The following is a 12,519-nucleotide window of genomic DNA, read 5'->3' on the forward strand; positions in this document are numbered from 1 at the left end:
CCAAACGCTGCACGCCCACCATGAAGCTGACGCCCCGGCTCGCCCTCTTGCTCACCCTGCCGCCGCTGATGTGGGCCGGCAACGCGGTGGTCGGCCGCCTGGTCGCCAGCAGTGTGCCGCCGCTGCTGCTCAACGCGCTGCGCTGGAGCCTGGCTTTTGTGCTGCTGGCGCCGCTGGCTCGTGGCCTCTACGCGCAGCGCGGCGAATTGCTGCGCCGCTGGCGCTACTTCGCCGTCGTCGGCTTTCTGGGCATGGGCTGCTACAACGCACTGCAGTACCAGGCGCTGCACAGTTCGACGCCGATGAATGTGACGCTGATTGCCGCCAGCCTGCCGGTCTGGATGCTGGCCATTGGCGCACTGCTGTTCGGCGTCATGCCGAGCCCGCGCCAGCTGCTCGGCGCCCTGCTCTCACTGGCCGGCGTGGCACTGGTGATTGCACGCGGCGAGTTGGCGGCGCTGGCGCATATCCAGTTCCTGCCCGGCGATATGCTGATGCTCTTGGCGATCTTTTCCTGGGCGCTCTACAGCTGGTTGCTGGCCCGCCCCCCGCGGTTCTTGCGCAGTGAGATGCAGGGCGAGCAGCGGCCGAACTGGAATTGGGCCGAGCTGCTGATGGCACAGCTGGTCTTCGGCCTCGCTTTCGCCGGCAGCATGGCTGGCCTGGAGCAGTGGCACGGCGCCGCGCCGGTGGCCTGGGGGCCAGGTCTTGCGCTGGCCCTGGTCTATGTCGCCATCGGCCCCTCGCTGATCGCCTACCGCTGCTGGGGCCTGGGCGTGGCCGAGGCCGGCCCGTCGCTGGCGGCCTTCTTTGGCAATCTGACGCCGGTGTTCGCCGCGCTGATGTCGGCGGCGATGCTGGGCGAGTGGCCGCAGCCCTATCACGGCGCCGCCTTCGCGCTGATTGCCGCCGGCATTGCCGTCAGCGCAAGGCGCTGAGCTTATTGCGACTGACGGCTGCCGGTGAAGCTGCCCGAGCCATTGCCGCGGGCCATGCGCCAGGTGCCATTGACGGCGCCGCTCATCGGATCGATGGCGCCGGTGAACACGGCCCCCCCGGCCTGACCATTGGCCGTCAGCGTCACTCGGCCGTTAGGCGCCACCGCCCCCTGGATGCCAAAAGCACCAGTCTGGGCCGACTGGCCCTGGCCGCTGACCATGCCATTGGGCATCACGACCACGGTGAAGCTGCCCTGATCGGCGCCATAGAAGCTGCCGCTGAAACTGCCGTAGATGCCGCTGCCGGTCGTCAGCGGAGCCGGCGCCGGCGCTGCAGCCACCGGGCCGCAGGCGCCGACCAGGGTGCGCTGCACCCAGCCGCTGAAGTTGGCCGCGTCGACATAAACAAAGCCGTTCTTGACCTCGCCGGAGGCAATCAACTCCTCGGTCTTGGGCACGGTGGCCACCACCTTGGCGTCCTTGGCCGCGTCGGCATAGGCCTTGACGTTGGCGATCTTGGCGCACAGCGTCTGGCCGGCCTGCTGTGGCGCCTCGGCCTTGGTTGAGGCGGCAGCATTGGCATCGCCGGCTGCGCTGCTGCTCTTGATCAGCGAGGGCTGATCGCGGATGGTCTGGACGATCTTGTTGTAGTTGTCGAGGAAGCTGGCGGCCACCATCTTGCCCTCGGGGGTGCTGGTGTAGCCGCCCAAGGCGCCGAGCGCGCCGCCGCCAAAGGCCCAGCCGCCGATACCGAAATCGGTCTTGGTCGCCTTGCCCTCGGCCGCCGCCACCTGGATGCTGGAGCGCACATCGGCCACCAGCAGGCTGGTCGAGGCTTCCTTGAACTTGAGGCTGCCGGCGATGGCGCCGAGCACGCCCAACTTGCCGAACAGCGCGCCACCGACACCGCCGGTGGTCGAGGAGCCGACCTGCACATTGGGCGTCATCACAAAGTCGGCCGCCTGCATCTGGCCCTTGCCAACGTTGGACTCCTGGCGCAGATCGCCACCCTGGGCCAGCGCCCGCTCCTGCTGCAGGTTTTGCATCGCGACGCCGCGTTCGACCACGTCGAAGCAGCCGGACTGCTGGATCATCATCCGCAGCAAGGCAGCCGGCGAACCCAGGCCGTATTGCGAGAGGTGATTCCAGCCGGTCTGCGGCTCGGCCACGGCGATCACGCCGAGCTTGGTCGAGCATTTCTCGACCTGCGAGCTGGTCTCTTCGGCCTGGGCCGCACCCACGGCCGCCAGCGCCATTACGGCGCCCAGCGCCAGCTTCCATCTGCTTGTTTGCATTGCCATCCCCTTGCTCAGAATTGCAGCGCCGCAGGTTTGATCGCGACGCACGGCGCGCATTGTCTCCAGCAGCCAGGGCCTGGTCGCGGCGGCAGCGCGGCGCAGAAGTTACCGCTGGTAACGCCGGCTGTCAAAACGTCCCCGGGTAGGCGCCGCCATCGAGTAAGATGTTTTGTCCGGTCAGATAAGCGGCCTGCACGCTGCACAGCATCGCGCAGATGGCGCCGAACTCGGCGGCCGTGCCAAATCGCTGTGCTGGAATGCCGGCCGCTCGCCGCGCCGCCACCGCGTCAAGTGCCTGGCCGGTCTTCTCGGCGCCGGCACGCAGAGTCTTCTGTAGCCGCTCGGTATCGAATGCGCCGGGCAGCAGGTTGTTGATCGTCACATTGCGCGAGGCCAGCGCCGGCTGGCGCGCCAGGCCGGCAACAAAACCGGTCAGCCCCGAACGCGCGCCATTGGAGAGGCCCAGCGTATCAATCGGTGCCTTCACCGCGCCCGAGGTGATGTTGATGATGCGACCGAAGCCGCGCGCGGCCATCGCGTCCACCGTGGCCTTGATCAGCGCAATCGGCGTCAGCATATTGGCCTCCAGCGCGGCCAACCAGGCCTCGCGGTCCCAGTCGCGGAAATCGCCGGGAGGCGGTCCGCCGGCGTTGTTGACCAGGATGTCAACCTGCGGGCAGGCCTGCAGCGCTGCGGCACGACCGGCCTCGGTGCTGATGTCGCCGGCCACGGCCAGCACCTGCACGGCCGGGTTCTGCACCCGCAGCGCCGCGGCCGTGGCCTCCAGCGCCTCGACACCGCGAGCGGTGATCACCACATTGACGCCCTCGGCCACCAAGGCCTCGGCGCAGCCCCGGCCCAGGCCCTTGCTGGCCGCACACACCAAGGCCCAGCGGCCCTTCAATCCCAGATCCATAGACTCATCTCCAACGTCCCAGCAACCACACGCCGCCCAGCACCAGCACCGTGCCGCCGGCCACCCAGGGTGTCAGCGGCTCGTCCAGTATCAGCATGCCCATCAACAGCGTGGACATGGGCCCGATCATGCCTGTCTGCGCCGTCACCGCGGCGCCAACGCGTTCGATCGCCATCATCACCATCAGCACCGGCGCAAAGGTGCAGGCCAGCGCATTGAGCAGCGACAGCCACAGCACCGGTGAGGGCTGAGCCAGCGCCAGCGACACTGGCCTGAGCAGCAGAAACTGCGCGATGCAAAGCCCGCAGGCCACGCTGCTGGCCAGGCCGGTGAGGCGCAGCGAGCCGAGCCGGCGCACCTCCTCGCCGCTGAACAGCAAATAGCAGGCATAGCTGAGCGCGCTGCCGAACACCAGGGCCGCGCCGCGCCAGACCTCGGGGCCCTGCCAGTGAAGTTCCTGACCGAAGACCAGCAGCACGCCGCTGTAGCTGATGCCCAGGGCCAGCAACTGGCGCAGGCTGACGCGGCGCTTGAAGATCAGCCAGCCCAGCAGCAGCACCAGGGTCGGGTTGAGATAAAGAATCAGCCGCTCGAAACCGGCGCTGATATAGGCCAGACCGGCGAAGTCCAGGTAGCTGGCCAGGTAGTAGCCGCTGAAACCCAGGCCAAGAACGGCCAGGCGATCGCGCCAGCTCAACGCCGGCTGGCCGCGGCCGGCCCACCAGGCCAGTGCCAGGAACAGCGGCAGCGCGAACGACATGCGCAGCATGATCAGCGTGACCGCATCAACGCCATGCCGGTACGCCAGCTTGACGATGATGGCCTTGCCGGAAAAGGCCACCGCGCCCAGGCTGGCCAGCGCCATGCCTGGCCAAAGCGGCCGGGATTCGCCGGCCGATGTTGCTGCTGCTGTCATCGGGCTCATTCTAGGAAGCGCGCCAGGGCCGCGGCATCGTGAAGTCGAAAGCCCCGCCACAGCCGCGGCGAAGTCGCCAGCCTGGTCTTAAATTGGTCTCGAAATCTGTCGCGCCCGTGACAAAGCTCGCAGACAGCAGCGCTGAGCGCTTTCTACAATCGGTCTCAAATTGGTATTGCCATCCATGCAGCAGCGCCCCCGCGCTGAGCCCTGCGGGGCTGGAGGACGAGGAGACCCTGATGACGACTGTGCCCCGGCACCGCGCCAGCCTGCGCGGCCTGACCCTGATCGAGCTGATGATTGCCCTGGCCCTCGTGGCCATCCTGGCCGCGGTCGCGATGCCGGCCTACACCAGCTACATCACCAAGGCCCGCGCCAAGGATGCCAGCGCCGATCTGGCCGCGCTGGCGCTGAACATGGAGAACCGCTACCAGTTGCAACTCAGCTACCCGGTCAACGCCGCCAACACGGTGGCCAGCAGCAGCAACTTTTCCGGCTGGGCGCCGACGCAATCGGCCTTCTTCAACTACACCCTGGTCAGCACCGCCAGCAGCTACACGCTGACGGCCACCGGCAAGGCCGGCGCCAGCGGCTGCACGCTGACGCTGGACAACAGCAACGCGCGCAGCGCCACCAGTGCCTGCGGCTTCAGCTCATGGTGAGGCCCGCTGCGCGTTCTCAGCGCGGTTTCAGCGTCATCGAAATGATGGTGGTGCTGACGCTGATGCTGCTGATCGCCGTCGCCGCCGCGCCCTTTGCCAGCAGCTGGGGCAATCAGGCAGCGGTGCGCCAGACCCAAAGCCTGCTGCTGCAGGCGATGGCACTGGCCAAGGCCACCGCGCTGCGCAACCCCCAAGCCAGCCCGGCCGACCAGCCGGCAGCCACCCTGCTCAGTAGCGCGGCCGGCCTGTGTGTCTTCGCCGGCACGCCCAGCAGCCTGGCCTGCAGCGGTGCGCTGTGGCGCGCCACGCCCTCGGCCAGCATCCAGCTGCAGGGCGCCACCAGCCAGTGCATCGCGCTGGCCAGCGACGGCCGCCCACTCAACGCCAGCGTCGGCAGCACCGACTGCCTGAGCACCCTCAGCTACACCATCAGCCGCGGCAATGAAACCAGCCAAGCGCAACTCAACTAAACGGCAACGCGGCGACGCCCTGCTGGAGAGCCTGGTCGCCGTCGCGCTGCTGGGCATCATCGGCCTGGGCCTGTGCTACGCCCTGGGCCGTGCCATGGTGGCGCAGAAGTACCAGAAGGCGCAGAGCCTGACGGTGCAGGCGGTGCGCTCGACGCTGCAGTCGCAAGGCGTGGCGAGCGCCTGCCCGACAAGCGGCAGCAACAGCAGCACGCAAAGCATCAGCCTCAGCCTCAGCGACAGCATCAGCCTCAGCAATGTGCAAAAGTCCTGCACCATCGCCGCCGTCACCGTTTCGGTCAATGGCGTGACCAAGACAGCGCAGCTGCCACTGGTGCGCTATGCCGTCGACGCCCAAACCCTGCTGGGGCCAGGCACCTTGATGCTGGGCAATCAATGATGCGGCGCTTTCAAGCAGGCGTCAGCCTGATCAGCCTGATGGTCGGCCTCGCGATCTCGATGTTCGCCGTGATGGGCGCGTTGGCCTTGTACCGCAGTGCCAGCCTCAATATGTTCGGCAATGGTGGACTGGTGCGCAATGCCGCGCAGGACGGTCAGCTGGCCAGCGGCCTGCTCAGCGCGCAGATCGCGCTGCAAGGCGCCGGCTACGGCATCAGCAATGCCGCCAGCGGCACCGATCTGCTCTTGCTTGGCAATGGCAGCATCAGCAACGGACGGCTGAGCGGTACGCCAACGACGATTCTGAACAGCGCCACCAGCGGCAATCTGCTGGTCTGGGGCGAGCAGATCAATGGCGTTTACCGTTGCCAGGCCTTGCTGATCGACAGCAACGACAAGTCCCTGCGCCTCTACAAGTCCAGTGGCAGCTGCAGCCCCTTGGCCAGCAACTGGAATGGCGCCATGGGCTGGAGCAGCAGCACGCTGATTGCCCCCCATGTGCTCAGCCAAGCGCCACGGCTGAGCCTGCGCGGCAATGCCGGTTGCTGGCCCTATGGCGCGGTGCCCAACACCATCAGCAGCCTGGCCGCACCCAGCGCGCCGCTGGAGCTGCAGCTGGGCTACGACACCAGCACCGCCGGCGCCAGCAATACCTACACCCTTTGCCTGTCCAACTTCCGCTCATGAAGACACGACGCTCACAGGCCGGCATGGCCTCGCTGCTGTTCATGCTGCTGTCCGGCCTGGCGCTGGGGGCGATGGTGTTTGGCGCCGTCTACTATGTGCGCGGGCTGCAGGCCCAATCGGTCACCGTCCATGCGCTGACCCAGGCCCAGCTGCGTGCCTGGAGCGGCGCCGAGGCCCTGCGCCAGTACCTCTACCAGCTCGGCGCCACGCCGGCGGCGGCGCTCAGCGGTGGCCAGTCGATCAGCTTCAACGGACTGAGCGGCGTCAGCGCCACCGTCAGCGCGGTCACGCCGAACGAAACCAGCAACTGTGGCGGCGGCACCCTGGTCGCGGCCGACATCGTGGGCAGCAGCGGTGGCGCGAATTCGCTGCTGGGGGTCGTCTACTGCGCGCGCGGCTCGGCCGCCAGCAGCGGCACCCTGGTCGAAGCCATCAATATCAAGGGCGATCTGCAACTGGGCGGTGATCTGAACGTCAGCAGCGACAGCTCCACCCGCATGGTGGTCGACGGCCGGGTCAGCGGCAGCGGCAGCCTGAACGGCATCTCCAATCTCTATGCCAGCGGCGACGTCAGCCTGGGCGGCGCCACCAGCATCGCGACGCTGTTTTCCGAGGGCAATATCAGCCTCGATGGCAGCGGCCAATACACCAGCGTGAACAGCATGCGCAATGTCAGCCTGAGTGGCAGCGTGCAGGTGGCCACGCTCAATGCCAATGGCGCGGTCAGCCTGCAAAGCAATACCGTCACCGAGCTCAACGCCATCGGCAACGTCAGCCTGGGCAGCAATGCCGGGGTCAGCCAGCTGAAGACGCAGGGCAATGTCAGCGCCAACAACAGCCGCATCACCGGCACCGCCAGCGTCCAGGGCGACTACAGCGAAAGCAGCAATGGCGCCGTGAACGCCGGCCGCTATGGCGGCAGCTTGAGCAAGCCGAGCTGGAACAACCAGCTGAATCTGAGCCGCCAGGCCGGCCTGCAAGTCGCCATCACGCCGCTCACTGCGACCACGATCAGCACGCCGCGTATCGACACCTATGCCTTCAAGGCCTCGGCCAACTATGTGTTCGAACGCGTCGGCAACGACACCCGGGTGACCGTCAACAGCGTGCACAGCATTCCCGATGGCAGCTACTACCTGGCCGGCAGCGGTGCCAACCAGGACTGGCTGTGCCGCACAAACAGCTATGCCGCGGCCAGTTGCCTGGCCAAGATCTGCACCGGTTTTTCGGACCACAACAGCTGCTTCAGCTATGCCAACGGCACCTGGACGGTGGCCGGCCAAGGCATGGCGCCGGGCGTGGTCTGGTTCGCCGGCGACCTGATTGCCGGCCAGGGCAGCTACACCAACACCTTCCTGGCCAGCGGCAATATCAGTACCGCCGGCAACAACATCAGCACGGCTTTGAACTATGCCGGTGCTGCCACGGTGTGCAGCCAGACCCAGTTCCCGGGCCTCTACCCCAGCAATTTCTGCAACAGCAGCGGCGCGCTGATCGAAAACGCGCTTGGCAATATCGTCTTCGCGGCCGGCGGCTATGTCGGCAGCAGTTTCAGCGGCGGCCGCATCGACCTGAGTGCGTCCAACCATGTCTATGGCGACGTGCTGGCCGGCGACACCCTGACCACCGGCGGCAGCACCGTCGTGCACGGCTATATGGTGGCCGCCCGCGGCAGCAATATCGGCAGCAGCCGCCTATCGGCCAGCACCTCGCTGGACCTGCGCAATCTGCCCAGCAGCTTCAAGCCCGGCCAGCTGCCGACACCCGGCACGCCGCTCTCGGCGACGCTGCTGTGGTCGCGCTACCGTTAAGGACGCGCTACCGTCAGGCCGGCAACGCCGCCAACTCGGCGCGCGTCATCAGCCGCTCCATCAGCTCGCGCACGCTGCGGATCTGCTCGCCAAAGGGCAGGCTGCCGGCGCCACGGAAGAACAGCCCCTTCTTGACGTCGCCACGCAGCGCGGCGGCCAGCTGGTTGTCGATGCAGAACTGGCCCCAGTCCTTCAGGCCGTCGCGCAGGCCGCACTGGGCCAGGCAGTCAAAGGCCTTGGTGCAACGGCTCTTCACATGGGCCACCGCCTGCAGTTTGTGCTCGATCTTCATATAGGCGCGCAGCCAGGGCGTGCCCACCGCGCGGGCCGGCAGGCCGGCGACGCTGGTGAACTCGACCATGTCCTCCTCACGCGCCTCGGCCAGCACGCGCTTGAAGGCCTCATCGGCATCGCCTTCGGTGGTCACCGCGAACGGCGTGCCCAGCTGTACACCAGCCGCACCAAGGCCCTGCAGACGCTCGATGTCCTCGAAGCTGCGAATGCCGCCGGCAACGATCAAGGGAATCTCGCGCTCCAAGCCAGCCCTGCGGAAGAAGTCCTGACACTCCGGCAGCACACGTTCGAAATCAAAGCGGCCATCGTTCAGATCGGCAATACGCGCCGCGCCCAGGTGGCCGCCGGCCAGCCGCGGGTGCTCGATCACGATGGCATCGGGCAGACGCTTCTTGCGCTCCCATTTCTTGACGATCAGCTGCACACCACGGGCGTCGCTGAGGATGGGGATCAACAGCGCCTTCGGGTGGTCTTGAGCCAGATCCGGCAGATCCAGCGGCAGGCCGGCGCCAACGACGACGGCATCGATACCCGCCTCCAGCGCCCGGCGCACCTGCACCGCGTACTCGCTGACGGCACGCATCACGTTCAGCGCCACCAGGCCGCGCCCCTGCGCCAGCGCCTTGGCCGCAGCGATCTCGCGATCCAGCGCCTCCAGATTCGCCTCGTTGATCAGCCGCTTGGCTTCTTCCCCTGCGTTGAGCCCCTCGGTACGCGCCATCAGATCGGCATGATGGCGACGCAGATCGACCGAACTCAAGGTGCCGATGCCGCCCAGCGAGGCCACCGTGCCGGCTAGCCGCTTGGCGCTGACGCCCACGCCCATGCCGCCCTGAACGATGGGCAGCAGGCTGCGCCCGGCCAGTTGCAGGGCGCGCAGGCCGCTGCGCTCGAAGGTGGGCAGCAGTTCGGCAGCGATGAAGGGAAGGCTCATGGTGGCGTCTGGTCTGATGGGTGTGAAGAACGCGAACCAGCCCGGCCCGCGAGACCGCTAGGCTAAGCGCTCGGATTTAGACGCACCTTGACCCATATCATTGGCGCCCGGGATGCCCGGCCACTGCGCCAACCTGGCCCCGTCGATGTCGCCCTGCAGCGGTGGGCAAACGTAACAGCCGCCGACGGATGCCCGGAAGCACTGCCGAAACCGCGCTTTTGTGCCTTTGGCGAGACGATGGCGCCTCCATAATGCTGATAATGCAAGCAGCTGCCCCGGCAGCCTGTACGTTGCCGCTTGCTGCACTCGCTCGGGAGGACACAGACCTTGAGGTTGTTCAAAAGCTCCTTGCGCTACGCCGTTGTGCTGGCGCTGGTGATCGGCCTTTTGGCACCCACCGTCATCGTCTTGAGCATCGACGTCCAGAGCACGCGACGGATCGCGCTGGACGATCTGCAGCGCGACCTGACCCGCACGACCGAGGTGCTGGCACTGTCGCTGTCCGAGCCGATCTGGCAGGTCTCGGCCGATCTGGCCGAGCCGATGATCAAGGCGCAGATGGACGACCCGCGCTTTGTCCGCGTCCGCGTGATGGAGCCGTCCAGCACCCAGCCCTTTCTGGACCTGCCGACCACGCCAATCGAAAGCGATCCCAATCTGACGCTGACACAAACCCGTCCGGTGGTGCGCGATGGCCGCGAGATTGCCAAGCTCACCGTCTCGATGAGTGCGGCGCCGCTGCTGGAAGTGAAGCGCGCCGACATGCTGCGCTCGCTCTGGCGCAGCGCGCTGACACTGACGATTTCGCTGGGCCTGATCCTCTGGGTGATGCAGCGCCGCGTGCTGCAGCCGATGAGCCAGCTGAGCAATGCCGCCGATGAACTCGCCGCCGGCAAGCTCGACCGCCCGCTGGAGTTGGGCGGCGCCGATGAAATCGCCCGCGTCGGCAAGGCCATGGAGCGGATGCGCCAGGCCCTGCTGCGCGCCTTCGAGGATTTGCGCGGCCATGCCAACACGCTGGAAGACCAGGTGGCGCAGCGCACCGCCGAGCTGACCTCGGCCAATGGCGAGTTGACCCAGGCGCTGGCCAATCTGAAGACCGCGCAGCGCGAGCTGGTCGAATCCGAGAAGCTGGCCTCGCTGGGCCGTCTGGTGGCCGGCGTGGCGCATGAGCTGAACACGCCGCTGGGCAATGCGATGACGGTGGTCTCGGCACTGGAAGACCGCTGGGCCAAGCTCGACCAGATGCTGACCGACAACACGCCGATGCGGCGTAGCCAGCTGGAAGAGCTGGTCAAGGACACCCGGCGCGGCCAGGACATCCTGCAGCGCAATGTGCAGAAGGCCGCCGATCTGGTGCGCGACTTCAAGCAGGTGGCCATCGACCAGACGACCGACTCACGCCGCGACTTCGAGCTCTCGCAGGTGATCGAAGACGTGCTGGTGATGGTCGAGCCCAGCTTCAAGCACACGCCGTTTCGCATCCACACCACGCTGGAACGCGGCGTCGAGATGAGCAGCTACCCCGGTGCATTAGGCCAGGTGCTGACCAATCTGCTGATGAACGCGCTGATCCATGGCTTCGAGGGCCGCGACGAAGGCTGTGTCGAAGTCAGCTGCTGCCGCATCGACAACAGCGAGGTCGAGCTGATCGTCAATGATGATGGCCGCGGCATGGATGCATCGGTCGCGCGCCGCATCTTCGATCCCTTCTTCACCACCAAGCTGGGCAAGGGCGGCTCGGGCCTGGGCATGCACATCGTGCACAACATCGTCACCAATGTGCTGGGCGGCCAGATCGAGGTGCTGTCCAATCCCGGCCAGGGCGCCAAGATGGTGATACGCATCCCGACTATCGCGCCGCAGCGCTCAAGCAACGACGACTCGGTGCATTGAAGAGCGGCGCAATGCGCCTCAGTGCAAGACCAGCACCGGCAGCTTGCAACGGCTGATCACCGCCTTGGCGTGTGAACCAAACACCAGGTCGCCGAACAGGCCGCGGCCATGGGTGGCCATCACGATCAGATCGCAGCCGCGCTCCTGCGCCACCTCGATGATGGCCTGCACCACATCGTCACTCTGCCGGTAGCAACCGGCATAGGCCACACCGGCCTGCTGCGCCGCCTGTTCGAAGGCCGCCAGCACACTTAGGGCATGAGCCTCGGCCTGCTGGCGCTGCTCAACCGTGGCCCGCTCGTAATGGCTGGGATGCATGCCCACGATGGGCAGGGCCGGCGCGGGTTCGCAGATGAAGCCCGTCAAGCTGCCACCCAGGCGGCTGGCGAGCTCGATCGCCGCGTGCACCGCATGCTGGGACAGTTCGCTGCCGTCGACCGGCACCAAGAGATGGCTGAACATGTGCGCGTCCTCCTCGCCGGCCATGCTACGCCCGCATCGCCTGGCTGCCCAGAGGCTCAGCCCGCGGGCTGAGGCCCGTCACACAGCGTCACACAAGCCACACCGAGCGTCCACTGACGCGCCGGGCCTGCCCCGGAACAATTCAGTCAACGCAGCAAACACTGCGCCGGCAAGGCAGAGGCAAGACGCCCCTGCCCCATGAAACGAACTGAAAGGACAGACCATGTCGAGCAAGCAACACCTGACCCCGAGCACCCTGATCGGCGCCTGCGCCGCCGCCCTGGCCCTGTGCAGCACGGCCGCCATCGCCGCGCCGGACCAGGGGCTGTACATCGGCGCCGACCTGGGCCGCAGCAAGAACGACATCAGCATCCCGGCCGATGTCAAACCACAGCCGGGCAGCAGCAAGTCGGCCACCAGCCTGGGCCTGCATGTCGGCTACCAGTTCAACCGCCACTTCGCCACCGAGCTGAGCGTGGCTCGCCTGGGCAAGGCCAGCATCGGCGACAGCAGCAGCAAGACCACCGCCTATTCGCTGGATGCGCTGGCCAAGCTGCCGGTGAGCGATCAGTTCAGCGTCTATGGTCGCCTGGGCGCCAGCCACTACGAGCGCGGCTTCCAGGGCCTGGCCAACACCGGCGGCCAGCACAGCGTCGGCATGCACGTCGGCCTCGGTCTGGACTACGCCATCACCCTGCAATGGGGTCTGCGCGCCGAGCTGAGCCGCCACAACAACCTGCCTGATGGCGCCGGCTACGGCCGCAGCACCGATCAGTGGAGCATGGGCGTGAACTACCGCTTCTGAGCGTTGCGTTGACGAGCGCCGGGCCAGCTTTCGC

13 protein-coding genes are annotated in these 12,519 nt (G+C 66.9%); 8 read left to right on the forward strand and 5 right to left on the reverse strand.

Features of this window, described 5'->3' with window-relative positions; genetic code table 11:
• Positions 1-20: 20 nt before the first annotated feature.
• On the forward strand, positions 21-938 hold the full coding sequence (locus tag RQP53_RS02555) for a DMT family transporter (RefSeq protein ID WP_315648460.1): 918 nt from the start codon (positions 21-23) through the stop codon (positions 936-938).
• 2 nt (positions 939-940) lie between these two features.
• Here RQP53_RS02555 and RQP53_RS02560 read toward each other — a convergent pair whose 3' ends face one another.
• The 3 genes from RQP53_RS02560 to RQP53_RS02570 all read right to left on the reverse strand — a co-directional run bounded on the left by RQP53_RS02560 (position 941) and on the right by RQP53_RS02570 (position 4,077).
• The gene (locus RQP53_RS02560) at positions 941-2,233 is read right to left on the reverse strand and encodes a CsgG/HfaB family protein (RefSeq protein WP_315648462.1); all 1,293 of its coding nucleotides are present in this window, start codon (positions 2,231-2,233) and stop codon (positions 941-943) included.
• A 130-nt stretch (positions 2,234-2,363) separates the two neighbouring features.
• Positions 2,364-3,152, reverse strand: a complete 789-nt coding sequence (locus tag RQP53_RS02565) for an SDR family oxidoreductase (RefSeq protein WP_315648464.1) — start codon at positions 3,150-3,152, stop codon at positions 2,364-2,366.
• A 4-nt stretch (positions 3,153-3,156) separates the two neighbouring features.
• Positions 3,157-4,077 (reverse strand): DMT family transporter, encoded by a 921-nt coding sequence (locus RQP53_RS02570; RefSeq protein ID WP_315648466.1) that lies wholly within the window; start codon positions 4,075-4,077, stop codon positions 3,157-3,159.
• Positions 4,078-4,307: 230 nt separating this feature from the next.
• Here RQP53_RS02570 and RQP53_RS02575 point away from each other — a divergent pair, with 230 nt between their 5' ends.
• The 5 genes from RQP53_RS02575 to RQP53_RS02595 are packed head-to-tail and all read left to right on the forward strand — an operon-like array spanning position 4,308 to position 8,094.
• Complete coding sequence (locus RQP53_RS02575; RefSeq protein ID WP_315648468.1) at positions 4,308-4,730, forward strand: type IV pilin protein; 423 nt, start codon at positions 4,308-4,310, stop codon at positions 4,728-4,730.
• The gene (locus tag RQP53_RS02580; protein ID WP_315648470.1) at positions 4,724-5,200 is read left to right on the forward strand and encodes a pilus assembly FimT family protein; all 477 of its coding nucleotides are present in this window, start codon (positions 4,724-4,726) and stop codon (positions 5,198-5,200) included. The genes RQP53_RS02575 and RQP53_RS02580 overlap by 7 nt, the downstream gene beginning before the upstream one ends.
• Complete coding sequence (locus RQP53_RS02585) at positions 5,172-5,597, forward strand: type II secretion system protein (RefSeq protein ID WP_315648471.1); 426 nt, start codon at positions 5,172-5,174, stop codon at positions 5,595-5,597. The genes RQP53_RS02580 and RQP53_RS02585 overlap by 29 nt, the downstream gene beginning before the upstream one ends.
• Positions 5,597-6,283: a PilW family protein gene (locus RQP53_RS02590; RefSeq protein WP_315648472.1), complete on the forward strand. Its 687-nt coding sequence runs from the start codon at positions 5,597-5,599 to the stop codon at positions 6,281-6,283. The genes RQP53_RS02585 and RQP53_RS02590 overlap by 1 nt, the downstream gene beginning before the upstream one ends.
• The gene (locus RQP53_RS02595; RefSeq protein WP_315648474.1) at positions 6,280-8,094 is read left to right on the forward strand and encodes a hypothetical protein; all 1,815 of its coding nucleotides are present in this window, start codon (positions 6,280-6,282) and stop codon (positions 8,092-8,094) included. The genes RQP53_RS02590 and RQP53_RS02595 overlap by 4 nt, the downstream gene beginning before the upstream one ends.
• Positions 8,095-8,107: 13 nt before the next feature.
• On the opposite strand, the gene RQP53_RS02600 is transcribed toward RQP53_RS02595, so the two are convergent.
• Complete coding sequence (locus RQP53_RS02600) at positions 8,108-9,322, reverse strand: NAD(P)H-dependent flavin oxidoreductase (protein ID WP_315648475.1); 1,215 nt, start codon at positions 9,320-9,322, stop codon at positions 8,108-8,110.
• Positions 9,323-9,649: 327 nt separating this feature from the next.
• Between RQP53_RS02600 and RQP53_RS02605 the strand changes: the two genes are divergently transcribed.
• A complete protein-coding gene (locus RQP53_RS02605; RefSeq protein WP_315648476.1) occupies positions 9,650-11,218 on the forward strand; it encodes a sensor histidine kinase in 1,569 nt (522 codons plus the stop codon).
• An 18-nt stretch (positions 11,219-11,236) separates the two neighbouring features.
• Here RQP53_RS02605 and RQP53_RS02610 read toward each other — a convergent pair whose 3' ends face one another.
• Positions 11,237-11,680, reverse strand: a complete 444-nt coding sequence (locus RQP53_RS02610) for a universal stress protein (RefSeq protein ID WP_315648477.1) — start codon at positions 11,678-11,680, stop codon at positions 11,237-11,239.
• A 223-nt stretch (positions 11,681-11,903) separates the two neighbouring features.
• On the opposite strand from RQP53_RS02610, the gene RQP53_RS02615 reads away from it, so the two are divergent.
• Complete coding sequence (locus RQP53_RS02615; RefSeq protein ID WP_315648478.1) at positions 11,904-12,485, forward strand: porin family protein; 582 nt, start codon at positions 11,904-11,906, stop codon at positions 12,483-12,485.
• Positions 12,486-12,519 lie beyond the last annotated feature (34 nt).

It is taken from the genome of Roseateles aquae, from assembly GCF_032337115.1.
Classification (GTDB): domain Bacteria; phylum Pseudomonadota; class Gammaproteobacteria; order Burkholderiales; family Burkholderiaceae_C; genus Roseateles_C; species Roseateles_C aquae.